Origin of the sequence: Promicromonospora sp. AC04 (assembly GCF_003058225.1) — a bacterium.
In the GTDB taxonomy this organism is placed as follows: Bacteria; Actinomycetota; Actinomycetes; order Actinomycetales; family Cellulomonadaceae; genus Promicromonospora.
In genome coordinates this window covers 330,221-353,565 of sequence record NZ_QBUG01000002.1, presented here as the reverse complement: position 1 = coordinate 353,565, position 23,345 = coordinate 330,221, and the positions used below count along the sequence as shown (strand labels likewise).

Annotated in this window: 19 protein-coding genes and 1 riboswitch; of the genes, 12 read left to right on the top strand and 7 right to left on the bottom strand. The window is 71.9% G+C overall.

Annotated elements, in window-relative coordinates; genetic code table 11:
- Positions 1 to 118: 118 nt before the first annotated feature.
- The 3 genes from C8K30_RS07060 to C8K30_RS07050 all read right to left on the bottom strand — a co-directional run bounded on the left by C8K30_RS07060 (position 119) and on the right by C8K30_RS07050 (position 4,802).
- The gene (locus tag C8K30_RS07060; protein WP_108492182.1) at positions 119 to 3,883 is read right to left on the bottom strand and encodes a S8 family serine peptidase; all 3,765 of its coding nucleotides are present in this window, start codon (positions 3,881 to 3,883) and stop codon (positions 119 to 121) included.
- Between the two features lie 167 nt (positions 3,884 to 4,050).
- Positions 4,051 to 4,593 (bottom strand): Clp protease N-terminal domain-containing protein, encoded by a 543-nt coding sequence (locus C8K30_RS07055; protein WP_108492181.1) that lies wholly within the window; start codon positions 4,591 to 4,593, stop codon positions 4,051 to 4,053.
- Positions 4,593 to 4,802 carry a helix-turn-helix domain-containing protein gene (locus tag C8K30_RS07050; RefSeq protein ID WP_108492180.1) on the bottom strand — a complete coding sequence of 70 codons (210 nt, stop codon included), beginning with the start codon at positions 4,800 to 4,802 and terminating at the stop codon, positions 4,593 to 4,595. The genes C8K30_RS07055 and C8K30_RS07050 overlap by 1 nt, the downstream gene beginning before the upstream one ends.
- 54 nt (positions 4,803 to 4,856) lie before the next feature.
- Between C8K30_RS07050 and C8K30_RS07045 the strand changes: the two genes are divergently transcribed.
- The 7 genes from C8K30_RS07045 to C8K30_RS07015 all read left to right on the top strand — a co-directional run bounded on the left by C8K30_RS07045 (position 4,857) and on the right by C8K30_RS07015 (position 13,172).
- Positions 4,857 to 5,081, top strand: a complete 225-nt coding sequence (locus tag C8K30_RS07045) for a hypothetical protein (protein ID WP_108492179.1) — start codon at positions 4,857 to 4,859, stop codon at positions 5,079 to 5,081.
- Between the two features lie 192 nt (positions 5,082 to 5,273).
- The gene (gene sucC / locus C8K30_RS07040; protein ID WP_108492178.1) at positions 5,274 to 6,440 is read left to right on the top strand and encodes an ADP-forming succinate--CoA ligase subunit beta; all 1,167 of its coding nucleotides are present in this window, start codon (positions 5,274 to 5,276) and stop codon (positions 6,438 to 6,440) included.
- A gap of 37 nt (positions 6,441 to 6,477) precedes the next feature.
- A complete protein-coding gene (sucD, locus tag C8K30_RS07035; RefSeq protein WP_108492177.1) occupies positions 6,478 to 7,374 on the top strand; it encodes a succinate--CoA ligase subunit alpha in 897 nt (298 codons plus the stop codon).
- Between the two features lie 290 nt (positions 7,375 to 7,664).
- Entirely contained in the window at positions 7,665 to 9,284 is a 1,620-nt protein-coding gene (locus C8K30_RS07030; RefSeq protein ID WP_199230384.1) for a DUF6350 family protein, read from the top strand.
- 10 nt (positions 9,285 to 9,294) lie between these two features.
- Positions 9,295 to 9,939 carry a phosphoribosylglycinamide formyltransferase gene (purN, locus tag C8K30_RS07025; RefSeq protein WP_108492176.1) on the top strand — a complete coding sequence of 215 codons (645 nt, stop codon included), beginning with the start codon at positions 9,295 to 9,297 and terminating at the stop codon, positions 9,937 to 9,939.
- 119 nt (positions 9,940 to 10,058) lie between these two features.
- Positions 10,059 to 11,807, top strand: a complete 1,749-nt coding sequence (locus C8K30_RS07020; RefSeq protein ID WP_108492175.1) for an ATP-binding protein — start codon at positions 10,059 to 10,061, stop codon at positions 11,805 to 11,807.
- Between the two features lie 69 nt (positions 11,808 to 11,876).
- Positions 11,877 to 13,172 carry an MFS transporter gene (locus C8K30_RS07015; protein ID WP_233257032.1) on the top strand — a complete coding sequence of 432 codons (1,296 nt, stop codon included), beginning with the start codon at positions 11,877 to 11,879 and terminating at the stop codon, positions 13,170 to 13,172.
- A 135-nt stretch (positions 13,173 to 13,307) separates the two neighbouring features.
- Here the strand turns inward: C8K30_RS07015 and C8K30_RS07010 are convergent, their stop codons facing one another.
- Positions 13,308 to 13,886 (bottom strand): helix-turn-helix transcriptional regulator, encoded by a 579-nt coding sequence (locus C8K30_RS07010; RefSeq protein ID WP_108492173.1) that lies wholly within the window; start codon positions 13,884 to 13,886, stop codon positions 13,308 to 13,310.
- Positions 13,887 to 13,968: 82 nt separating this feature from the next.
- On the opposite strand from C8K30_RS07010, the gene C8K30_RS07005 reads away from it, so the two are divergent.
- Positions 13,969 to 15,288: an MFS transporter gene (locus tag C8K30_RS07005; RefSeq protein WP_108492172.1), complete on the top strand. Its 1,320-nt coding sequence runs from the start codon at positions 13,969 to 13,971 to the stop codon at positions 15,286 to 15,288.
- Positions 15,289 to 15,298: 10 nt separating this feature from the next.
- Here C8K30_RS07005 and C8K30_RS07000 read toward each other — a convergent pair whose 3' ends face one another.
- The gene (locus C8K30_RS07000; RefSeq protein ID WP_108492171.1) at positions 15,299 to 16,324 is read right to left on the bottom strand and encodes an SDR family NAD(P)-dependent oxidoreductase; all 1,026 of its coding nucleotides are present in this window, start codon (positions 16,322 to 16,324) and stop codon (positions 15,299 to 15,301) included.
- 60 nt (positions 16,325 to 16,384) lie between these two features.
- Here C8K30_RS07000 and C8K30_RS31610 point away from each other — a divergent pair, with 60 nt between their 5' ends.
- Entirely contained in the window at positions 16,385 to 17,011 is a 627-nt protein-coding gene (locus C8K30_RS31610; protein WP_108492170.1) for a TetR/AcrR family transcriptional regulator, read from the top strand.
- A 96-nt stretch (positions 17,012 to 17,107) separates the two neighbouring features.
- Here C8K30_RS31610 and C8K30_RS06990 read toward each other — a convergent pair whose 3' ends face one another.
- Positions 17,108 to 18,748 carry an FAD-dependent oxidoreductase gene (locus C8K30_RS06990; RefSeq protein WP_108492169.1) on the bottom strand — a complete coding sequence of 547 codons (1,641 nt, stop codon included), beginning with the start codon at positions 18,746 to 18,748 and terminating at the stop codon, positions 17,108 to 17,110.
- A 216-nt stretch (positions 18,749 to 18,964) separates the two neighbouring features.
- On the opposite strand from C8K30_RS06990, the gene C8K30_RS06985 reads away from it, so the two are divergent.
- The 3 genes from C8K30_RS06985 (at position 18,965) to purH (ending at position 21,691) form a co-directional block, all read left to right on the top strand.
- On the top strand, positions 18,965 to 19,555 hold the full coding sequence (locus C8K30_RS06985) for a type IV toxin-antitoxin system AbiEi family antitoxin domain-containing protein (protein WP_108492168.1): 591 nt from the start codon (positions 18,965 to 18,967) through the stop codon (positions 19,553 to 19,555).
- Between the two features lie 129 nt (positions 19,556 to 19,684).
- A complete protein-coding gene (locus C8K30_RS06980) occupies positions 19,685 to 19,861 on the top strand; it encodes a nucleotidyl transferase AbiEii/AbiGii toxin family protein (protein ID WP_158280952.1) in 177 nt (58 codons plus the stop codon).
- Positions 19,862 to 19,930: 69 nt separating this feature from the next.
- A riboswitch (ZMP/ZTP riboswitch) is annotated at positions 19,931 to 20,017 on the top strand.
- Positions 20,018 to 20,050: 33 nt separating this feature from the next.
- Positions 20,051 to 21,691 (top strand): bifunctional phosphoribosylaminoimidazolecarboxamide formyltransferase/IMP cyclohydrolase, encoded by a 1,641-nt coding sequence (purH, locus tag C8K30_RS06975; RefSeq protein WP_108492167.1) that lies wholly within the window; start codon positions 20,051 to 20,053, stop codon positions 21,689 to 21,691.
- A 123-nt stretch (positions 21,692 to 21,814) separates the two neighbouring features.
- Here purH and C8K30_RS06970 read toward each other — a convergent pair whose 3' ends face one another.
- Positions 21,815 to 23,239: an NAD(P)/FAD-dependent oxidoreductase gene (locus tag C8K30_RS06970; RefSeq protein ID WP_199230383.1), complete on the bottom strand. Its 1,425-nt coding sequence runs from the start codon at positions 23,237 to 23,239 to the stop codon at positions 21,815 to 21,817.
- Between the last annotated feature and the right edge of the window lie 106 nt (positions 23,240 to 23,345).

Here is a 23,345-nt window from a genome sequence, read left to right as displayed (position 1 = left end):
ACGACCGCGACAGGCCGGGGACGGGCACTCTTTCGAGGCCGGGGTTTCTCCGCTTTCAGCAGGCTGAAAGCGGAGAAACCCCGGCCTCGAAGAGGAGCCGATCAGTGGCGGACAGGCGTCAGCGCAGCCCGAACGCCCTGGTCAGCGTCTGCGACACCCGGTTGCCGTCGGCGTCCTCGACGACGGTCCGCAGGGTCGCGAACTGCGCGCCCCGCGGCGCCGAAAGCCGGGCCGACCAGGCGTCCGGCCCGTGCGACTGTCGGTCCCGCGTCAGGTCGAGCCGCCGCCACGTGGCGCCGTCGTCGTACGACACCTCGACCGCGGGCCGCCCGACCCGGGCCTCGATGCCGGGCAGGTGCGACGGCGTCACCGTGAGCCTGGCCGTGCGCGACGCACGTCCCGCCAGGTCGGTGTCCACGCCGTAGTCGAGCTGGATCAGCGGCAGCGGCTCGACGGCGTCCGGCCCGCTCGCCTCCGACGTGAAGTCCCACTCGGTGTGCGTGTGCGTCGAGTACGGCCCCGCCCAGTCGGCGCGGTCGTTGTCGGCCACCACACGGTACGGCAGGCGCTCGGCGGGCAGCCCGGCGTTCACCGGCAGGAACTCGGCGTTGCCCCACAGGAGCTCGGTGTCGCCCTGGTAGAGCGTCGCCCGGTTACGGACGTCGAAGTTCCCGCCGCCGGTGCTGCCGACGTGCCCGCTGCCCGAGTCGCCCCAGCCCGGCACCGGCACGTACATCTGGTCCAGGTAGCGGATCGGCTGGGAGCCCAGCCCCATCCGCGGGCGCAGGACCGGCCCGAACCACGTCACGTCGCTGGTCGTGCGGGCCCCGTACCGGAGCACGTCGATCGACGACTGCCCCATCTCGCCCGAGATGTACGCGCTCTGCGTCCAGGGGACGTCGGCGGTGACCCAGTCGGTCCGCTCGCCCTGTGCGGGTGCGACGAGCTGGTTGCCCGCCGTCCACCCGTGCCAGACGTCGAACCGGGCCTCCATCGCGGGACCCTGCCGGTAGTTGCGGAACGACGTGTCGACCCGCGCCAGGTCGCGCCTCGTCGAGGTCCACGCGGGCCGGGCCGGGATGGCCCCGGTCCAGTGGTGGACGACGTCGTACACGTAGTCGGTAGTCGGGTGCGACGTGACCGTTACCTCGGGCCTGCGGTGGTCCAGCGACCCGAGCAGCTCGGCGCCCTGTCCGGACGTGAGCGTGGCGACCGTGAGCGGCGCGGGCTCACCCGGGATCCACGGGGACTCGTCCCACGGCGCCAGCCGCCCGTCGCCGTCGTGCACCACGAGCAGGAGGCGTGCCCCGGCGTCGGCCGCTGCCCGCGCCAGCGCCGCGATCTCGTCCGTGTCGGCGGCGTGCGCGATGACGGCGGCGTCCCTCAGGCCCGGCCCGTGGCCGTTCCCGGCCGAACCGTGCAGTGCCAGGTCCGACAGGCCCTCGACCTCCACGACCCGCAGGGTGCGGGTACCCGCCGTCAGCGGCGTGGTGCCGCGCTTGACCCGCAGGTCGTCGAGCCCGCCGCGGCCCTCCAGGATCGTCAGCGCCGGCTGCTCCAGGCGGAACTGCGCCCCGAACTCGAACAGGCCGTCGGTGACCTTCTTCCCGGTGGGCAGCGCCCACAGGCTGTCGTACTCGCCCGCCGGGAACATGGAGCTCGCCGTGTAGCCGCCGTTCGGGAACTGCCGGATCACGTCCAGGCGCATCGCCGCCGGGTCGGTGTCCTGCGGTACCTCCGCCCGCACCTGGACCGCCTTGCGGGCATCCAGCACCACCGACCGGTCCTGGCTCAGGTCCACGTCCACGAAGCTCAGGAGCGCGGTGCCGAGCGAGCCCGGCCCGTTCGCGCCCTCGACGTCGACCGACAGCCAGCCGCTGTAGCTGCCCACCGGCATCCGCAGCACGGCGGTGCCGTCCTCGTCGAGGTCGGCCCCGGCGAAGATCTCGTCCGACGTGACCAGCAGCTTGCCCGTCGCGGGGCGGCCGTCGTCACCCTTGACGGTGACGGTCAGCTCCTGGCGCTGGCCCTCGCGGGTCGCGCCAGTCAGGGTGCGGGCCCGCACCGTCCCGGCGTCGTCCGTCGCGACGACCGTGGCGCTGAGGTCCGCGTCCGCGGGCAGCAGCGAGAGGTCGGCCGTGAGCGTCACCGCCGCCGTGCCGTGCGCGGGGACGGTGACCGAGCTCGACGACAGCGCGAGGAAGCCCGCCGGGACCGTGCCGTCCACGGCGAGGTCCAGCTCGACCGGAGCGTCGCCCAGGTTCGTGTACGTGATCGGCTTCGACAGCTCGTCCGGGCCGGACCCGAAGGTGTGGAAGCCGAACCCGGCGCTCGCGGTGCCGAAGACCGAGGCGTCAACGGCTGCCGCCGCGTCGACCCGGCCGCTGCCCGCCTCGTAGGCGGTGTAGGCGGGGGTCGGCACGGCCGTGCTGACGATCGCCTCCTTGATCTGCTGCGCCGTCCAGCCCGGGTGAGCCGCCGCGACGAGGGCCGCGGTGCCCGCGACATGCGGGGTCGCCATCGAGGTGCCGCTCATGGTCGTGTACATGCCGGAGCCGCGCACGAGCTGTGAACGGGCCGCGAGGACGTCGACGCCGGGCGCGGTGACCTCGGGCTTGATCCCGCCGTCGAGCGCGGGGCCGGTGCTGGAGAAGCCGGCCAGCGTGTCGGTCGCGTCGACCGCGCCGACGGTGAGGGCCGAGTCCGCCAGGGCGGGGGTGCTGATGGTGCGCGGGCCGCCGTTGCCCGCGGCGGTCACGAACAGCGCGCCGGTCTCGGCGGTGAGCTCGTCGACGGCCTGGGCCATCGGGTCGTCCGCCCCGGCGGGCTCGCCGCCGAGGCTCATGCTGACGACGCGGGCGTCCTGGTCGCGGGCCGCCCACTCCATGCCCGCGATGATCCAGGACTCCAGGCCCTGGCCGTTGCTGTCGAGCACCTTGCCGACGTGCAGCCGGGCGCCGGGGGCGACGCCCCGTTCGAGCCCGTCGGACGCCGCGCCGGTGCCCGCGATCGTCGAGGCGACGTGCGTGCCGTGCCCGATGTAGTCCTCCACGTAGTCCTCGGTGGGGACGAACGTGGCCGACGCCGCGATCTGGTCGGCCAGGTCGGGGTGCGTGGGGTCGATGCCGGTGTCGAGCACGGCGACGTCCACACCCGCGCCGGTGTTGCCGTCGGCCCACACCTCTGGCGCGCCGATCTGGGCGGTCGACTCGGCGAGGTCTGCGGTGACCGGGCCGTCGAGCCAGACCTTCTCGATACCGCCGGCGAAAGCTGGGGTGTCCCCGGCGGCGCGGGCGGTGGCCGCCGCACCGCCGTCGGTCAGTGCGGTCCAGAACGTGACCGCATCGGAGCGGTCCTGCGCGACGGCGGCGCCGTCCACGCTCGGCAGCGCGCGGACGACGTCGGACCCGTCGAGCGGCGCCGTGCCGCGCGACCGGGCTGCGGCCTCCGTGTAGCGGACGATCAGCGGCAGCGTGTCCGCGCTCGCGTCGTCGTAGCCGTCGGCCAGGAGCCGCGTGACGTTGAACAGGCGGTCGTCGAGCGTGCCGGCCGTGACGTAGGGCAGCGCGGCGTCCGGGTAGACGTACGTGCTGCCACGGCGCTCGGTGCGGTGGTAGGACGACGTCGTCCCGCCTGGGCCTGTCACCGTGGTGACGGTCGTGCCGTCCGCCGCCGTCGTTACCGTGACCATGTCGCCGGTGATCAGGGTGACGCTGCGCGAGCCCGCCGCCGACGGCGGGAGCGCGGTGGCAGTGCCGCCCGGCGGGACCGGGCCGCCGGGGCTCGCGGGCGCCGCGGCGGACGCCGACGCAGCCCCGACCGTCAGGGCTGCCGCCACGCCGGCGGCGACCAGCGCCCTGGCGCGGGTGGAGAAGTTGAACACAGGTGTCCCTTTCGAGAGAGGTGTGCCCTTTCCTATCCGCCGCTGGCGGAGCGCTGGGTTTCACCTGTGTAACGACGGGGCCGTTTCGTGGCCTACTCCGGACAGTTGGCAGAGTCCGGACACGCCCCGCGCCCGATGAGGGGCGCGGGGCGTGCGGTAGACGCGGTTCAGGCTGCCTTGCCGGACCTCTCCGCGAGGTGCCGGACCTGGTCGAGGTCCGCTCCGCCGTCGGACAGGATGCGGCGGGCCGGGGAGTCCGCGCGTGTCATGCCGAGCAGCAGGTGGCCGCCGCTGATCTCCTTGGAGCCCAGCCGGATCGCCTCGCGGAGCGCGAGCTCCAGCGACTTCTTCGCGTCGGCGGTGAACGGGATGTGCTTGCGGCGCCCGCGCAGCACGCGGCCCGCCCGGGCCAGCGCGCCCTCGCCGAACGTGGCCTCGGTGCGCCGCGTTACCTCGTCGAGGTCGATGCCGACGGCGGCCAGCGCGGCCGGGTCCAACGCGTCGCCGTCGGTGATGCTCGCCCGGGCGCGCTCGACGAGGCCGGGCACGTCGAGGCCGCTGTCCGCCAGGGCGGTGCGGGCCGGGCCGTCCTGCTCGGCGAGGGCGACCAGCACGTGGCGGGTGTCGATCTGGTCGCTGTGCGCCTCCCGGGCGACGAGCTGAGCCTCGACGACGGCGGACCGGGCGTCCTTCGTGAACCTCTCGAACATCAGATCCTCCTGTTGTGCTTCTTGTGGACCGCCTGCCGGGAGACGCCGAGCGCGTCGGCGATCTCCTGCCACGACCAGCCGAGGCGCCGGGCGCGCTCCACCTGGAGCGTCTCGAGACGGTCGGCCAGCTCGCGCATGGCTCGGACGGCGCGCAGCCCCTCCCGGGGGTCGTCCCCGGCGGCGGACGCGGCGAGTGCTTGCTGGGTCATGTGTCAACCATGGTTGACGAACCCGACGTTGTCAACCCAGGTTGACGCTCTCTGATGTGGGCGCGGATGAACGGCTGCCGGACGGGACCGAGCCTCGAGCCGGTCACCGAGCACGTCACCAGCGAGACATACACCACATGCCGCGGGCAGGCCGACGTCGTCGTCCGCAAGGTAACCGGGGGCACCCACAGCTGGTCCGGCGGCAACGACGACACCGCCACGCAGGAAGTTTCCGCGACAGGGCTGATCCGGGAGTTCTTCACGCACTATCGCAGGTGACCGCGCCCCGCACGTCGGACGGGCTCCCAAACCCCGGAATATCGCCGATTCTTTACACGCCCAGCGTTCGGAAGCATGAGCGATCCAGGGCTACCCTGTACCGGGATGTCTTGACGTCGAGACATCGCTTCAGCCGGGCTCCGGGCGACAACGACGTCCGAGGGCCGCATCCCGATGGAAGGACGCAGCAGGGTGGACCTGTTCGAATACCAGGCGCGCGACATCTTCGAGAAGCACGGCGTGCCCGTGCTGGGTGGGGTTGTCGCGACGACCCCCGAAGAGGCTCGCGAAGGCGCCGAGAAGCTGGGCGGCGGAACTGTCGTCGTGAAGGCCCAGGTCAAGACCGGCGGTCGCGGCAAGGCGGGCGGCGTCAAGCTGGCGCACTCGCCGGAAGAGGCCGCCGAGAAGGCCGGCGAGATCCTCGGCATGGACATCAAGGGTCACACCGTGCACCGCGTGATGATCGCCCAGGGTGCCAAGATCGCCGAGGAGTTCTACTTCTCCGTGCTCCTGGACCGGTCCAACCGCAACTACCTCGCCATGTGCTCCGTCGAGGGCGGCATGGAGATCGAGCAGCTCGCCGTCGAGCGCCCCGAGGCGCTCGCCCGCATCGCCGTCGACCCGGCCGTCGGCATCGACGAGGCCAAGGCCGCCGAGATCGTGAACGCCGCCGGCTTCGCCGACGACATCAAGGGCAAGGTCGCCGAGGTCATCCGCGGCCTGTGGACCGTGTTCAAGGCTGAGGACGCCACGCTGGTCGAGGTGAACCCGCTGGTCAAGACGGAGGACGGCGAGATCGTCGCCCTCGACGGCAAGGTCACGCTCGACGAGAACGCCGGCTTCCGCCACCCGGAGCACGCCGACCTCGAGGACTCGGCCGCTGCCGACCCGCTCGAGGCGAAGGCCAAGGCGAACGACCTCAACTACGTCAAGCTCGACGGTGAGGTCGGCATCATCGGCAACGGCGCGGGCCTGGTCATGTCCACGCTCGACGTCGTCGCGTACGCCGGCGAGAAGCACGGCGGCGTGAAGCCCGCCAACTTCCTTGACATCGGCGGTGGCGCGAACGCACAGGTCATGGCGAACGGTCTCGACGTGATCCTGAACGACGAGCAGGTCAAGTCGGTGTTCGTGAACGTCTTCGGCGGCATCACCGCCTGCGACGAGGTCGCCAACGGCATCGTGGGCGCGCTCGACATCCTCGGCGACGAGGCGTCGAAGCCGCTGGTCGTCCGCCTCGACGGCAACAACGTCGAGCTCGGCCGCCAGATCCTGAACGAGCGCAACCACCCGCTCGTCACCCTTGCCGACACCATGGACGGCGGCGCCGACAAGGCTGCCGAGCTGGCCAACGCCTGATCGCCCGCGAGACTTCGAAAGCAGAGACCAGAAGACAATGTCGATCTACCTGAACCAGGACTCGAAGATCATCGTCCAGGGCATCACGGGTGGCATGGGTGCCAAGCACACCGCCCTGATGCTCGACTCCGGCGCGCAGATCGTCGGCGGCGTGAACGCCCGCAAGGCCGGCACGACGGTGACGCACAAGGACGCCTCGGGCGCCGACGTGACGCTCCCCGTGTACGGCACCGTCAAGGAGGCCATGGCCGAGACGGGCGCTGACGTCTCCGTCGTCTTCGTGCCCCCGGCCTTCACCAAGGACGCGGCCATCGAGGCCATCGACGCGGGCATCGGCCTGCTCGTGGTCATCACCGAGGGCGTGCCCGTGCAGGACACCGCCGAGGTGTGGGCCTACCTGCAGGGCAAGGAGACCCGGATGATCGGGCCGAACTGCCCCGGCATCATCACCCCGGGCGAGTCGCTGGCCGGCATCACCCCGCACACCATCACGGGCAAGGGCCCGGTCGGTCTCGTGTCGAAGTCGGGCACGCTGACCTACCAGATGATGTACGAGCTGAAGGACTTCGGCTTCTCGACCGCCATCGGCATCGGCGGCGACCCGATCGTCGGCACCACGCACATCGACGCGCTCGAGGCCTTCGAGAACGACCCGGAGACCAAGGCGATCGTGATGATCGGCGAGATCGGCGGCGACGCCGAGGAGCGTGCGGCCGAGTACATCAAGGCGCACGTCACCAAGCCGGTCGTCGGGTACGTCGCGGGCTTCACCGCCCCCGAGGGCAAGACGATGGGTCACGCCGGCGCGATCGTGTCCGGCTCGGCCGGTACCGCCGCCGCGAAGAAGGAGGCCCTGGAGGCCGTCGGCGTCAAGGTCGGCAAGACGCCGTCCGAGACCGCCGACCTCATGCGGGAGATCCTGCAGTCCCTCTGACACCTCCGTCGGGAGGTGGCCGTTCGGTCGGGCAACCGACCGAGCACATCGACTTCGGTCGGTTGTCTTGAGATCGGTCCAACAATGGACCGAGCTCAAGACAACCGACCGAAGTCGTCTGCGTGCGAGCCCCCTCAGCTTCGTCACCGGGTTCCGGTTCGCGAATCGCGCCTTCTACACCAGATCTCTCGCTGAGCACCATGCTCGGCAGTGATTTTTCCCGAAGTTCACCCGGGCCACGCCGAGGCAGGTCCCCCGGGTGACGGCTCCGGACGGGTGAGGATGGGTCTGTGAGCGCACCACCCCGCCCGAGCTCGGCCACCCGCACCTCCGGCGCCCGGACGGGCCGCCCGGCGGGCAGCCGGCCGTCCGCCCGCCGTGGCCGCCTGGTCGAGGAGCCGTCCGCCCCCGAGCAGGAGCCGCCCGCGCTCTCGCACATCGTCGCCGGCGTGCTCTCGGCGGCTCAGGCCCTGGTCCTGTCGCTCGCCGTCGTGGTGCTCCCCGCGGTGGTCGCCTACCTCGTGGGCACGGCCACCCTGGCTTCCGCCGCGGACGCCCCGGACGACGGCGCCCAGGTGCGCTCCGCCATCGACGTCGCGATGGGCATCTGGCTGCTCGGCCACGGCGTCCCGCTCACCGCCGACGCCGTGACCGTCTCCCTCGCGCCGCTCGGCATCTCGGCCCTCGCGCTCTTCGCCACGTACGCCTCGGCCAAGCGGTTCGCCACCACCTCGACCCGCGCCTGGGCCGCGGGTACGGTCACCTACGCCCTGTGCACGACGGCGGTGGCGGCCCTCGCGGGCAGCGCACCCGGCTGGTCGCTCGCCCTGGCGCCCCTGGCCGGCGCGGTCATGGGCGGGCTCGGCATGGCGCTGGGCATCCTGGCCCGCCCGGACGCGCCGACCGTGGCAGAGCTCGGGGAGCGATCCGAGGCGCTGGCCTACCGGCTCACCGGCGTCGACCTGGTCCCCGCGACGCTGCGGCTCGGGCTGCGGGGTGGCGCGGTCGTCGTCGCGCTGCTGGTCGGCGGGGCGGCGCTCCTCGTGGGCGCGTGGGCGGTGGCGGGGCGCGCGACGTCGTCGGACATCGTCACCGCTCTCGAACCGGGCTGGACCGGCGGGATCGTGTTCGCCGTCGCGCAGCTCGCGCTGCTGCCCAACCTCGTGCTGTGGGCGGTCTCCTGGCTCGCCGGGCCGGGCTTCGCCGTCGGCGAGGGGACCAGCTTCACGCCGTTCGGCACGGTCTCCGGGCCGCTGCCCGCGATCCCGCTCCTCGGGTCGCTGCCCGGGGAGGACTGGGCGAACCCGGTCAGCGCCTGGGCGCCCCTGCTCGTGGTCGCCTGCGGTGTGGCGGCGGGCCTGTTCGCATGGCGGCGGCTGGAGCCCTCGCTGGTCCGGTGGTCCGACGTCGGCTGGGTGCTCGGCGGGATAGTGGCCGCCCCCGGCATCCTCGTGCTGCTGGGCCAGTGGGTCGCGGCGGGTGCGGGTGGCCCGGGCCGTCTGTCCGACATCGGCGCGAACCCGCTCGTGACCGCAGGCCTGGTGTCCGCCGAGGTCGGCGGGGGAGCGGCGGCGGTACTGCTCAGCGCCAAGCTCGACGTGGTGGCGCGGCGCGGCGAGATCGGGGACGACCTGGTGGCGTGGCTGCGCCGTCCGGCCCCAATGCGGCCCGACGCCGACCTGGACGACCCGTCGCCGGACCTGGCGTCCGAGCTCGGGTTCGACGACGCCGCGGGCGTGCCCGACGACGAGCCGTCCGGAGGATCGAAGACGGCTGCCGATGCCGTGTCGGACGGGGCCGCCGATGCGGCGTCGGACGCCGGTCCGGATCCGGAGCTCGCCTACGAGCGAATCGACGAGTCGGTTGTCGAGCCGACCGACGACGCACGCGAGGACGGTCCGAGAAAGTAGGCTGAAGCCCGTGCAGACGCCCTCCGGTCACCCCGTCGAGTCCAGTTCCGCCAAGCGCCTGGTGGTGCTCGCCTCGGGCGGCGGATCCAACCTGGCGGCGCTCCTGGCAGCGCACGGTGATGCGGCCTACGGCGCGCGCGTGGTCGGCGTCGTGACGGACCGGCCGACGGCGGGCGCGCTGGACCTGGCCCACGACGCGGGGGTGGCGTCCGCCGTCGTCTCCATGAAGGACTTCGACGACCGCGCGGCCTGGAACGACGGCGTGCTCGAAGCCGTCTCGGTGTTCCAGCCCGACTACCTGGTCCTGGCGGGGTTCATGCGCATCCTCGCCCCGAGCGTCGTGCGCCGGTTCGAGGGGCGGATGATCAACACGCACCCGGCCCTCCTGCCGAGCTTCCCGGGCGCGCACGGCGTGCGCGACGCCCTCGCCCACGGCGTCAAGGTCACCGGCTGCACGGTGCACCTGGTGGACGACGGCGTGGACACCGGCCCGATCATCGCCCAGACGGCGGTGCCGGTCTTCGACAACGACGACGAGCCGACCCTGACCGAGCGGATCAAGGTCGCGGAGCGCGCGCTCCTCGTCGAGACCGTGGGCCGCATCGCCCGCGAGGGCCTGTCCCTGACGGGCCGCAAGGCCTCAATCGGGCGCTGAGCTCCTGGCGTAAGGCGCGACGGTACGCCGACGTCCCGGAATGTGTCGTCCGGTGCGCTCGGAGGCTCCAGGTACAATTAATTCGGGAATAAATTGTACCGCGGGCGTAGGCTCGCACCATGGCAACACTTTATGGTCCGGATCCCGTGGTGGAGGCACTGCAGGACGCGCTGGCGATTCTGGCGGACGGCGGCGCGGTGGTCGAGCATCAGCGGCTGGATCTCAAGGAAGAGGCGGGTCGACGTGGTCCGGGCGGTGTCGTTCTGCCTGGGTCGGCGCGCAACGACGTGGCGGCGCGAGCGCTGGCGGGAGAGTGCGCCTGTATGGCGAACACTCCTGGTGGTGGGGCACTGCTTGTCGGCGTCGCGGACGACTCCACGCTCATCGGGACCCAGCTCGACCCGGAGTGGCTGCGCGCCCGCATCTTCGAGCTGACGCAGCGGCGGATCACCGTCGACGTGAGAGACGTCTTCGTCCGGGGATCGCGACTTCTCGCGGTGCGGGTCGTGGAAGCGATCGAGCCTGTTCGATGGAACGACCGGATCAGCTGGCGGGTGGCAGACCGGTGCGTCGAGATCGACGCGGCAACGTGGCATGAGCGCCGCGCGCATGGGCTCCTGGTCGATTGGTCCGCACAGCCGAGCAACGTGCCGAGTGAGTCGGCACGTCCTACGGCGGTGGAGATCGTACGGACCTTCTTGCGTGAGTCGGTCGACTCGAGCGCGAACGACCTCGCCGAGGCGGCGACGCCTGACCTCCTTCGTCGCCTCAACGCCGTGACCGGAGACGGGTATCTCACGAACGCGGCGTTCCTTGTCTTCGTCGGAAGGGGCATTCCAGCGATCGACTACATCCGGCGCGACCGGGCCGGAGCGGACAGCACGGACCGGGTCCGTGACGCGGGACTCTCGCTGGTCGAGGAGCTGCAGGCGGTCTTCAGCACCGCGCGCGCCCACAATCCGATGGTCCACGTGAGTCAGGGGCTCGCCATCGGGCAGACGCGCCGGATCCCCGAGCGGACACTGCGTGAGGCGGTGGTGAACGGTGTGGCACACCGGGAGTGGGGAGTCGATGACCTCACGGTCGTGGAGCACCTGGGAAACGGCCTCAAGGTGACGAGCCCTGGAGCGTTCTTCGGCGGCGTCACTTCGGACAACATCATCAATCACCCCTCCCGGTCCAGGAATACCGCACTGACTGAGCTGCTCGCGGCCATCCGCGTGGCCGAGCGGGAGGGAATCGGTGTCGACCGCATGGTCACTGACATGCTTCGCCTTGGTTATCCGCGACCCGAGATCACGGAGACACCGTCGCCGACAGTGGTTGTCTCGCTGATCGCCGAGACGGTCGACGAGGGCTGGATGACGTGGCTCGCCGCGTTCAGTGACCCAGGTACCCCACGCAACCTGCGACGCCTGATGGCACTCGACCTCTTGACCCGGTGGGGATGGGTCGACCTGGCAACACTCGCCACGTCGCTTCAGGTGTCGGAGGGGGAGGCTCTACCCGTGGTTGAGGAGCTCCTTGGGTTGACTGTCGCGGGCTCAGCGGTGATCGCTCCCGTGGACGGCGTCCCCGACGGCATGTCCGAGGCCTGGGCCTTGGCTGAGGGTGCGCGCAAGGCGCTCGACAGCGGGTACGGATCGCGCGCGCCGCGGCGTGCCAGGCCACGTCGGGAATCGGTAGCGCTGAGCTACGTCCGTGCCCGGGGCCGCATCAGCTCGACAGAGCTGGGATCGCTCCTGAGTGCGCATCCGACCAACATGGGCCGGCTCCTCAGGAGCCTCGAAGATCAAGGGCTGATCGAGCCGTCGCGGCCGAATCGTCGCGGCGCCGGCCTCTACTACCTCCCGACGGTCGGTTCGTAGAGACCGACCCGCCCGCGTGGTTGCGGACATTTCACCCACACGACACGCCTGACCGCTACGTTGTGCCGCGTGACCGCCGAGACGCCGACCGTAGATACTCCGACCGCTGCGACACCGGGAGCAGGGACCGCGCCGACGCCGGACGTCCCGCTCCGGCGTAACAGCGCCTACCTGCTGCTGACGACCGGGCGGTTCTCGCAGGCGATCGGCGCCGGCGTCGGCACGTTCGCGGTGCCGCTCCTGGCGTTCGAGGTCACGGGCTCGGTGGGGCAGGCGGGTCTGATCAGCGGCGTCGGTCAGGCCGGTGCGCTGCTCGCCACGCTGCCCGCCGGAGTCGTCGCGGACCGGGTCAACCGCCGTCTGCTCCTGCTGGTCGCCGCCGCGACGGGCACGGCGCTGTGGGCGACCGTCGTCGCGGCCGGGCTGACGGGGGCGCTCAGCGCCTGGCACCTGGCGGTGGTGCTCTTCGGCTCCTCGATGGTGAGCGCGTTCGTGAACCCGGCGTCGGGCGGCGCGCTGCGCGCCGTCGTCCCCGCTGCCCAGATGGCGAACGCGATGGCCGTAAACCAGGGGCGGATGGCGGCGGTGGCTCTGTTCGCGGGCCCCGTCGGCGGGTTCCTGTACGGCATGGCGCACGTCGTGCCGTTCGTGGCGTCCGTGGTGGGGCACGCGATCGAGGTGGTGGCGATCTCGTTCGTGCGCAAGCCGCTCAACGGCGAGCGGACCGGGCAGACGCACCCGCTGGCCGACCTGCGCGACGGCCTGCGCTTCGTGGGCGCCGTACAGCTGTTCCGGGCGGTGCTCGTGCTGATCACGCTGCTGAACCTCACCTCGATCGCGCTGATCGTCGCGATCAACCTGGAGCTGGTGCGCACCGGCACCGACCCGCGGCTCATCGGCCTGGTGGACGCGTGCGCCGGCGTCAGCATGCTGGCGGGCGCGATCGTCGCCGGGCCGATCGTGCAGCGCTCGCGCGTGGGCCGCTTCGGGGTCCTGACCATCGGCCTGCTCGTCGTCGCGCTGGTCGTCATGGCGCTCGCGCCGACGTACTGGGTGTTCGTCTCGATGCTGGCGGCCGGCGTGTTCCTCTACCCGGCGCTCAACGCGGGCTTCACGGGCTATCTCACGGTGATCATCCCGGACCGGATGATGGGCCGGGCGATGTCGCTGCTCGGACTGACGGGGCTGATCGCCGCGCCGGCCGCCCCCGTCCTGGGCAGCGCGCTCCTGGAGGGCTACGGCATCGGCACCACGCTGTGGGTGATGGTGGCAGGCATGGCGTGCGTGCTGGTCGCCCTCTGCTTCGTGCGGCCCCTGATGCGGATCGGCAAGCCGGACACCTGGGCGGCCGACGCCCTGGAGTAGCGCTCGCACCGAGGCCTTGGGTAGGACCCACGTCTGCGGGGTGCGTTGCTCTCAGTAGACATCGTCTACGTAGAGCAACACACCCCGCAGACCTGCAGTCGCCCCGTGGAGTGTGGCGGCCGGACGTCGTCGGCCTCAGCCCTTCGACGCCGGTTCGGCCGCCAGGTCGCGCGGGCCGACGGCGAACAGGATCTGGTAGTACTTCCGCTCCGGGTCGTCGGGGTCGGCACGTTTGGCGGCGCCGGTCTTGTCCCACCACTTCTCCATCACGGCGAAGACCTCCGCCGTCATCTCCTCGGCTTCGTCGCGCGTGAAGAACGCGCCGCTCGCCGTGCCCTGGTTGAAGTCGTCCTTGTCCCCCGGCGCATCGCGGTCCCGGAGGAACATGCCACGCATCCAGCGCAGGTGCGGGTCGATCATCTGCTCCTCGAACCCGACGTTGCCCTCGACGAGAAAGCGCTCGACGAGCGGCCGCCACACCCGGTCACGCTTGTCCCGCGCGAGGTCCGGCGCCTCCTCGATGAAGTGGTGCTTCGCGAGCACCCGCAGGTGGAAGCTGATCGAGTTCGCCGGCTCCCCTAGCGACCTGGCGAGGTCGGCCGCGCGGGCGTGCTCCCGAACGTTGAGCTCGACCATGATCCGCTGCCGCAGCGGGTGTGCCAGCGCCCGCATGGTCTCCGGCTCGGTGATCCGGAGGGGCTCCTTCGATGCCATCGCTCCAGGTTAGCAATATTCCGCAAGAGAAGATGCGCAACTGTTATTGCGCAACAGTGGTTGCGGAATCTAGGGTGACGCCATGACGACCGACGAGACGACGGATCAGGCGACTGGCGAGGCTCCCACGACGGCGGTGACGGGGCTCTGGAAGAACCGGTCCTACCGCCTGCTGCTGACCGGGGCGACGGCAGAGGACGTCGGCGCCGCGGTCGGTGCCTTCGCCGTTCCCCTGGCCGCCTACGGGATCACGGGGTCGGTCGTGCAGGCGGGTGTGATCTCGTTCGTCGGCCAGCTCGGATCGGTACTCATGACACTGCCGGCCGGTGTGATCGTGGACCGGGTGGACCGCCGCCGGCTCATCATGACCGGCAGCACCGTCGCGGCGCTCGCCTGGCTCAGCGTGGTGGTCGCGGGGCTGGTCGACGGACTCTCGATCACCGCGCCGCACCTGGCCGCCGCGCTGTTCGTGTCGTCCATGGTGGGCTCGCTCATGGACCCGGCCGGGACGGCCGCCCTGCACGCCGTGGTGCCCAAGGAGCAGCTGGGGCAGGCGATGTCCGTGGCGCAGGGACGCGATGCCGCGGCCACCCTGCTCCAGGGGCCGATCGGCGGACTGCTCTACGGCATGAGTGCCGTGCTGCCGTTTGTCGTGTCCGCGGCGGGGCGGCTGGTGTCGGTCGTGGCCACGTCCCTGGTGCGGGAGCCGCTCAATGGTGATCTCGTGGCAGCGAGGGCGGAACATCCGCTCGCGTCCCTCAAGGAGGGGCTGCGCTACGTCTTCAGCCTGCCGCTGCTGCGCACGATGATCTGGGTGTTCATGCTGGTCAACATCGTGCTCAACGGCATGATGGTGGCAATCAACCTGCACCTGGTGAGCATTGGCACGACCCCGGTGCTCATCGGCCTCATCAACACCGCGGTCGGGGTGGGGGTGCTGACGGGGTCGGTCCTCGCGGGCATGCTCATCAAGAGGGTTCGCGTGGGCGCTCTGACGGTCATGGCACTCGGGGTCTCCGGGGTGGCCGTCGTGGCGATGGCACTCTTCCCGACGTTCTGGGGCTTCGTCGCGGCGCTGGCCGGGATGATGCTCTTCGCCCCCGCGCTCAACGCCGGGCTGCTCTCCTACGTAACAGCGATCACCCCGGGGCACATGCAGGGCCGGATGTCCGCGACTGTGGGGCTCACCGGTCTGGTGGCCCTGCCCACCGCGCCGCTCGTGGGTAGCCTGCTGCTCGCGAACCTGGGGATCGGCGCCGCGATGTGGGTGTTCTCCGCCGTCTGGACCTTGCTGTTCCTCGCACTGTTCCTGGTGCGGCCGCTCTGGCGCATCGGCCTTCCCGACACCTGGGAGGCCGACGTCGTCGAGTGGCCGACGGCGGGGGCGCCGTCGGCCACCTGAGGGCGGACGGTCAGACGGCGGACCAGCCGCCGTCCGAGGCGATGATCGCGCCGTTGAGGTTCACCGAGTCCTTCGACAGGAGGAAGGTGATCGAGGCGGCGAGCCCCTCCGCCGTGGCCAGGCTCGGGATGTTGCCCTGGTACGGGCGCAGTACCTGCGCACCGAACTCGGCCTGGCCGGGCACGGGGATGCCGGTGGCGACGCCGCCGGGCGCCACGGCGTTGGTCCGGATGCCGCTCTTTGCGTACATCACGGCGTTCGACTTGGTCAGGCCGACCACCGCGTGCTTCGACGCGGTGTAGGCGACGCCGGCGGCCGAGCCGCGCAGCCCGGCCTCGGAGGCGACGTTGACGATGCGCCCCTCCTTCGCCTCGAGCATGCTCGGCACGACGGCGCGGGTGAGCCGCATGGTGCCCTCGAGGTTCACGCGCAGCACCCGCTCCCAGATGGTGTCGCTGACCTCGTGGATCGCGGACATGTCGTCCATGATCCCGGCGACGTTGGCCAGCGCGTCCACGCGGTCGCCCGCGGCGAGGACGATCCGGGCGACGTCGTCCTGGTCGGAGATGTCGCCGGCGACGGTGACGATGTCTGCCCCGAGGCCGGTCAGGGCGGCGGCGAGCTCGTCGAGCTTCTCCTTGGAGATGTCGGCGGCGATCACGCGCCCGCCCTCACGCGCCACGCGGGACGCGACGGCTCGGCCGATGCCGGAGGCCGCGCCGGTGACGATGACGGTCTGGCCGGCGAAGCGGCCGGGAGTGATCTCCTCGACCCAGCCGGTCGGCTGCTCGCCCTCGGCGTCCGCCTGGGCGGCCTCCTCGGGCGCGGCCTCCCGGTACGCGGCGATCAGCCCGTCGAGCGCCTCGGCGGGGAACTTGCCGCCGGACAGTGCGACGAGCTGTCCGAGCGGCAGGCCTCGGGCGGGGGCGAGCGAGTCCGGCGTTGCCCCGCCCTGCGCGAGGAAGCCGGAGAGGATCCGGCCGCCGACGGGGTGGTCGAGCCACTCGCCGACGGTGGAGTGAACGGTCAGTGCCATGGTGTGCTCCTGGGACGGGGTGGGTACCGGACAGCGCTGTCCGGTATCTAGGATAGCCCCATGACCGGTGTTCTGCGCGACCCTCGACGCGGTGACGTTCCCCGCACTCCAGCGCGTCGCGGGGGAGCGCCGAACCTCGGTCCCCGTGCCGCGGCGGGCAACCGCGCGGCCCTGCTCGAGGCCGCCCGCGAGGTCTTCGGGTCCGTCGGGACCGGCGCGCCGCTGAGCGCGGTGGCCAAGCGCGCGGGCGTCGGGCAGGGCAGCCTCTACCGGCACTTCCCGGACCGGCTGGACCTCGTGGTCGCGGTCTTCGAGGAGCAGGTCGTCGCGGTCGAGGAGCTCGCCGCGACCCCCGGCGTCGAGCTACCCGACCTGCTCGGGCTGGTCACGCGGCACGCCGTCGACTCGGTCGGGTTCGTGGACCTGGTCCGCTCGGGTGTGCCCGACGGGCGCGTGGTCGCCCAGGGCGAGCGGGTCGCCGTCGCGCTGGGGACACGGCTCGCGGGCGCGATCGCGGCGGGCGAGGTCCCGGCCGGGACGACGCCGGACGACCTGCTGCTCGCGGTGGCGATGGTGGCCGGCGGGCTGTCGCAGGCCGGGGAGGCCGACCGGGTACGCAAGGCGACCCGCAGCTGGGAGCTCCTGGGCATAGAGGTCCGCATCCCGCCCGCGCCGCGCACCGCTTAGCCGGACGCCTGGCGTCGAACGTAGGCATGGTCGCTCGATCAGGGCTCATAGAGCGACCGCGCCTACGTTCGGCACCGACAGTTCGTCAGGCTGCCCCTAGCCGCGGCGGCCCGCCGCGTGAACGCCGCCGATCCAGCCGAACACCGCCGCCGGGCCGATCGTCGAGCCCGGGCCGGGATACGTGCGCCCCATGACCGACGCCGTCGTGTTGCCCGCCGCGTACAGGCCCGGGATCGCGGTGCCGTCCTCGCGCAGGACGCGCGCGTGCTCGTCGGTGAGCAGCCCGCCCTTGGTACCGAGGTCGCCGGGCACGATCCGGAGCGCCGAGAACGGGCCGCGCTCGATGGGCGCGAGGTTCGGGTTGGGCCGCACGGTGGGGTCGGCGTAGTAGCGGTCGTAGGCGGAGTCGCCGCGGCCGAAGTCGAGGTCCTTTCCGGTGCGGGCGAACCCGTTGAACCGCTGGACCGTGTCGCGGAACGTGGCGGGGTCCAGGCCGAGCTTGCCGGCCAGCTCCTCGAGCGTGTCCGCGAACACCAGGGTGCCGTTCGCCACGTTCTCCTTGCGGCCCATCAGGAGCGACGTGTTGAGGTAGCGGCGCCGCGCCCGGACGTCCATCACCACCCAGGACGGGATCGCCGGCACCTCCTTGTCGCGCTCCAGCATGGCGTGGCCGAAGTCGATGTAGCTCGTGGACTCGTTGACGTACCGGGCACCCGAGGAGTCCACCACTATCGAGTAGGGCATGGACCGCTCGGTCAGCACGAAGCCGTGCATGCCCTCGCCGTGGTTGTCCACACCGGCGCCCCACCAGGCGTCGTCCATGAGCGCGAGCGCGCCGCCGGCGTCGGCCCCGGCCTCGATGGCCGTGCCCTGGTCGTCCTCGGAGGCCGCGCTCCACCCGGGGACGCCGTGGTGCTTCTGGCGCCACTCGGTCCGGTGGGCGAACCCGCCCGCGCCCAGGACGACGCCGCCCCGCGCGCGGATGGTGCGGCGGCCCTGCGGCGAGTCGACGACGGCGCCGGTCACCGCGCCGTCCTCCACGAGCAGCTCGACCAGCGGCGTGCCCAGCCGCACCTCGGTGCCCTGCTCCCGCACGATCTCCATGAGCGAGCAGGCGAGGGCCGCGCCCATGCCGACCAGCTTCTTGCCGGTGACCAGGCCGCCCAGTACGCGGAACACCAGCCGTGCGCCGCGGACGAAGCCCGACGCCGTGGACCAGGCCCGGTTCAGCTCGTAGAAGTCGTCGTTCAGGACGGCGAGCGGCACGCCGTCCTTGACCCGGGACCTGTCGAGCCAGCCGCCGAGCCGCTTCGTGTCGTACGGCTTGGGCTCGATCGAGCGGCCGATCTTGCCGCCCGGCCGCTCCGGGTAGTAGTCGGGGTACTTCTTCGCGGCCGACCAGCGCATCCCGTGCCGCTCCAGTGCGGTGACGAGCTCGTCGACGGTGTCGACGAAAGCCTCCCGGCGCGCGGTCGAGCTGGCGGGGCCGACGTCGCCGATCGCCTCCTGCAGGTACGTCAGGGCCTCCTCGCGGGAGTCGGCGATCCCGGCGCGCCGCATCACCGGGTTGACCGGCAGCCACAGGCCGCCGCCGCTGCGCATGGTAGTGCCGCCCCAGCGGTCGGCGGACTCCACGACCAGCACCTTGGCCCCGGCGTCGGCCGCGGCGATAGCCGCGCTGAGCCCGGCCGCGCCTGTTCCTGCGACGAGTACGTCGACGACTTCTTCCTGTGCCATCGCTAGGTCCCTCCATGGGATCTGGCCACGCCGGGACACGCCCGAGGCGGCAACCGGACTACATCGTCCGGTTGCCGCACAACTTACTCCCGCGCCCCGGGAGCGGCGCAAGACCCGGGTGATCCGAACGACGTCGAACCTCGAAAGGGGCGACACATCTTCTCAAACCCTCATCATGTAGTGTTATGTGTTGAGAGTTTGAGAAGGAGAGTGCTCATGTCGATCGAAGAGCTGCTTGACCGCTCGGAAGCCTTCCGGGCGGCCGACGCGCGTGCGGCGGGGATCAACTCGCATGCATTACGACGGATGACCGACGCCGGGCAGCTGATCCAGCTGTCACGAGGGCTCTACATCCCCGCTGCCGCGGACGGAGACCCGGACCTGCTGGAGATCGCCACGAGGGCGCCGCGCGCGACGTTGTGCCTGACCAGCGCGCTTGCACGTCATGAGCTGATCGACGACATCCCGGCGGCGCACGACCTTGCTCTGCCGCGAGGCGGCCACCGCCCGGCTCTACGTGCGCCCGCGAGGTGGCATGCGTTCGACGGAGCAACCTTTGAGATTGAGCGTGGCGCCGAGGCGATTGCTGGTGCGGGGCCCGGGGCGACGATCGCGATCTACTCTCCGGCGAGATGCATCGTCGACGCTTTCAGAATGCGGAACATCGCTGGATATGAGACAGGTATAGACGCGTTGCGTGAGTGGTTGACGGCTCGGGGAAACCACCCGGCTGAGCTGCTTCGCATCGCTCGCCTGCTTCCCAGGGCCGAAGGCCCGCTACGCACCGCATTGGAGTTCCTCGCGTGAGCCCGAATCTGCCCCAGCACCCCTGCCGCCAGAGGCCAGATAGCTGACCCGCTCGAAGTCGGTCGAGACAGCTACTTCCAAGTGCGCCGCCTCGCAGTGCAAAACGGCCGGGCAGTTGCCGAGATGCTCATGCTCTACAAGCTGGAACGCACGCTGAACCGACTCGCTCTGACCCGGTTCCGGGACCGCTTTGTGCTGAAGGGAGGTCTGCTGCTCGCCGCTTACAAGGGTCGCCGACCGACCAAGGACATTGACGGGATGATCCGTGACATGACCCTTGACGAAGAAGCGGTCCGGTGGGCTTGACCGGGACGGTCGGCGAGTTGCCCCCGGGAGCGGCGCAAGACCCGGGCCGGTTCCCCGCGCGGCTAGACTGCACGTGGCCGTGACTGGCGAGGGTGGGTCACCACCGGGGAGCGGCCGAGCGACCCGTGATGCGCGCCGCCCGCCTGGGTGCCAGGGTTTTCCACGAAGCTACCTCCGAGGAGAACCGCCATGTCCGGCGCCCCGTCCACACCTGACGTCCAGCTCACCGACGACTCGCAGCGCCCCGTACGGCGCGCGCTGCTGAGCGTCTACGACAAGACCGGCCTGATCGAGCTGGCCACGGCGCTGCACGACGCCGGCGTCGAGCTCGTCTCCACCGGGTCCACCGCGTCGCGGATCGCCGACGCCGGCATCCCCGTGACCCCCGTCGAGGAGCTCACCGGGTTCCCCGAGGCCCTCGAGGGCCGCGTCAAGACGCTGCACCCGCGCGTGCACGCCGGCATCCTGGCCGACACCCGCAAGCAGGACCACCTCGACCAGCTCGCGCAGCTCGACATAGCGCCGTTCGAGCTCGTCGTCGTGAACCTCTACCCGTTCGCGGCCACCGTGGCCTCGGGCGCAGGGCCGGACGCCGTCGTCGAGCAGATCGACATCGGCGGGCCATCCATGGTGCGCGCCGCGGCCAAGAACCACCCGTCGGTCGCCGTGGTCGTGGACCCGGCGCGGTACGACGACGTCGTGGCGGCCGTCCAGGCCGGCGGCTTCACCTACGCGCAGCGCAAGGCGCTCGCCGTCGCGGCGTTCGTGCACACCGCTACGTACGACGTCTCCGTGGCGTCCTGGATGGGGTCCGTCATCTCCCCGACGGACGCCGTGGACGGCGCCGACGGGCCCGTCTCGACGGGCTTCCCAGCGTGGATCGGCGGCACCTGGAACCGCGCCGACGTGCTCCGTTACGGCGAGAACCCGCACCAGCGCGCCGCCCTGTACACGCGCGGCGACGGCGTCACGGGCCTGGCCCAGGCCGAGCAGCTGCACGGCAAGGCCATGAGCTACAACAACTACGTCGACGCTGACGCCGCATGGCGCGCCGCCTGGGACCACGAGGGTCCCGCGGTGGCGATCATCAAGCACGCCAACCCCTGCGGTATCGCGGTGGGCGCCGACATCGCCGAGGCGCACGCCCGCGCGCACGCGACCGACCCGGTCAGCGCCTACGGCGGCGTGATCGCCGCCAACGGCGTGATCACGGTGGCCGCGGCCGAGCAGATCGCCCCGGTGTTCACCGAGGTGGTCGTGGCGCCCGGCTTCGAGCCGGAGGCGCTGGAGATCCTGCGGGCCAAGAAGAACATCCGGCTGCTGGTCGTGCCGAAGGCACCGGCCGGCAGCGTCGAGACGCGGCCGGTCTCAGGCGGGCTGCTCATGCAGGCCACCGACCGGTTCCAGGCGCCAGGGGACGCCCCCGAGAGCTGGACCCTGGCGACCGGCGAGGCCGCCTCGCCCGAGGTGCTCGCCGACCTCGCCTTCGCGTGGAAGGCGGTGCGGGCCGCCAAGTCGAACGCGATCCTCCTGGCCAAGGGCGGCGCCGCGGTGGGCATCGGCATGGGCCAGGTGAACCGCGTGGACTCGTGCCGCCTGTCGGTCGAGCGCGCCAACACCCTGGCCGACGGCGCCGAGCGGGCCCGGGGCGCCGTCGCGGCGTCGGACGCGTTCTTCCCGTTCGCGGACGGCCTGCAGGTGCTGCTCGACGCCGGGGTGACCGCCGTCGTGCAGCCGGGCGGCTCGATCCGCGACGAGGAGGTCATCAAGGCTGCCGAGGCGGCCGGGGTCACGATGTACCTCACGGGCACGCGCCACTTCGCCCACTGATCCACGGCGGCGTGTGGCGCCGGCACGGGGGTGGACACCACCTCGCCGGGTGGGTAACGGAGGCGTAGCACCGCTACCGCAGCGTTACCCACCCGGCGGGGTGTGCCCTGCCCGGGGGAGGCGTCAGCCTCGGATGACGGCGTCCTTGAGCTTGAGCGCCGGGTCCAGCGCGCGGTCCAGGTCGACCTCCAGCGGCACGCCGCGGTTCATCAGCTTGCGGACCTGCCCTACCTCGCGCGGGGAGTCGACCAGCAGCATCGCCCGGACGGTCGCCACCCGGTGGCCGTCCGAGGTGCGGCGAGGGTGGCGGTCCAGTGCGTTCTCCAGGTAGAGCGCGGCCCAGCCGCCCGACGAGTGACCATTGCGCCGCTTGTCGTCGGACACGTGGGCGCCCCGCAGCACCACGTCGTCGAACGGGGACGGCACGCCGAACAGCGCCAGGTCGTGCCCCAGCTGCTGCGAGAAGACGTACGGTGCGTGCCGCGGGACCGGGGCGAGCCCGAGCCGCTCGCGCACGTGCTCGGGCTCGGCGGGGCGCTCGTCGAGGCCGAGCAGGGCCCGGACGGTGACCTCGGGGTCGTGCAGGGCCGCCGACCAGTGCCCGCCCGGGACCGGCCCGAACACCGGGTGGTCGCGCGTCGCGATGTCGCCCACCGCCCAGATGCGGCGCAGCGCGTCGAGGTGCAGCCTGCCCGCCGGGTCGGTCGGGGAGCGCACCCCCATGAACCGGCCCGCGCGGTTGACCCGCAGCCCGCCGTTCGCCTCGAGCGGCAGGGAGCCGGCGAGCCAGCCCGACGCCGGACGCGCCCCGACGGCGGCCAGCACCAGGTCGGCCTCCAGCACCCGGCCGTCGGCGAGCCGCATGCTTCCGCCCTCGGCGGCGTCGCCCGGCCGGGGCAGCACCTCGTCGACGGCGACGCCTGTGACGAGGGTGACCCCTGCATCGTCGTACCAGGGCGAGAGCAGGCCGCCGACCTTCCGGCCGAGCTGCCGCTCCAGCGGCACCGGGCCGGCCTCGACGACAGTCACCCGCGCGCCCCCGCCCGCGGCGACGCCGGCTATCTCCGCGCCGATCCACCCGGCGCCCACCACGACGAGCCGTATCCCCGGCACGACGGCGGCGCGCAGCCGCTCCGCGTCGGCAGCCGTGTGCAGGGTCGCGGCAGCGTCCCAGCCCGCGGGGCGGACGGGCACGCTGCCGCAGGCGAGCACCACGGCGTCGGCCACGACGTCGTCGCCCGACGCCGTCCGCACCACCACCCGCTCCCGGTCCGCCTCGAGGCGGGTGGCGGGGTCGGCGAGCCGCAGGTCGTCGGCGAGGGCGGTCAGGTCGATGCCGAGGTCGTCGGCGAGCCACACCGGCTCGGTGCGCTTGAGCAGCTCCTTGGACAGCGGCGGCCGGTCGTAGGGCGGCAGGCCCTCCGCGCCGAGCACCGTCAGGCGCCCCTCGAAACCGTGTTTCCGCAGCGCAGCGGCGGTCTGTGCACCGGCAAGCCCCGCACCCACGACGACCACGCTGCTGGGGACCTGAGCTGAGGGCGAGGGCATGGACCTCACGGTAGCTCGCGGGCCGCGAACCTGGGAACGTGCTGTCAGTCATGTTGCAAGCCGGTCACGGTCATGCAGAATCGTGACGTTTCGGTTGTACCCTCGT

Coding starts and splice junctions, on each gene's coding strand:
- C8K30_RS07050 (WP_108492180.1), bottom strand. CDS start 4,802: ATGACCCAGCAAGCACTCGCCGCGTCCGCCGCCGGGGACGACCCCCGG.
- C8K30_RS07000 (WP_108492171.1), bottom strand. CDS start 16,324: ATGGCACTGACCGTTCACTCCACCGTCGGCGAGTGGCTCGACCACCCC.
- purH (WP_108492167.1), top strand. CDS start 20,051: ATGTCCGGCGCCCCGTCCACACCTGACGTCCAGCTCACCGACGACTCG.
- C8K30_RS06990 (WP_108492169.1), bottom strand. CDS start 18,748: ATGGCACAGGAAGAAGTCGTCGACGTACTCGTCGCAGGAACAGGCGCG.
- C8K30_RS06970 (WP_199230383.1), bottom strand. CDS start 23,239: ATGCCCTCGCCCTCAGCTCAGGTCCCCAGCAGCGTGGTCGTCGTGGGT.
- C8K30_RS07010 (WP_108492173.1), bottom strand. CDS start 13,886: ATGGCATCGAAGGAGCCCCTCCGGATCACCGAGCCGGAGACCATGCGG.
- C8K30_RS06980 (WP_158280952.1), top strand. CDS start 19,685: ATGCTCTACAAGCTGGAACGCACGCTGAACCGACTCGCTCTGACCCGG.
- C8K30_RS06985 (WP_108492168.1), top strand. CDS start 18,965: ATGTCGATCGAAGAGCTGCTTGACCGCTCGGAAGCCTTCCGGGCGGCC.
- C8K30_RS07020 (WP_108492175.1), top strand. CDS start 10,059: ATGGCAACACTTTATGGTCCGGATCCCGTGGTGGAGGCACTGCAGGAC.
- sucD (WP_108492177.1), top strand. CDS start 6,478: ATGTCGATCTACCTGAACCAGGACTCGAAGATCATCGTCCAGGGCATC.
- C8K30_RS07045 (WP_108492179.1), top strand. CDS start 4,857: ATGTGGGCGCGGATGAACGGCTGCCGGACGGGACCGAGCCTCGAGCCG.
- C8K30_RS31610 (WP_108492170.1), top strand. CDS start 16,385: ATGACCGGTGTTCTGCGCGACCCTCGACGCGGTGACGTTCCCCGCACT.
- C8K30_RS07005 (WP_108492172.1), top strand. CDS start 13,969: ATGACGACCGACGAGACGACGGATCAGGCGACTGGCGAGGCTCCCACG.
- C8K30_RS07055 (WP_108492181.1), bottom strand. CDS start 4,593: ATGTTCGAGAGGTTCACGAAGGACGCCCGGTCCGCCGTCGTCGAGGCT.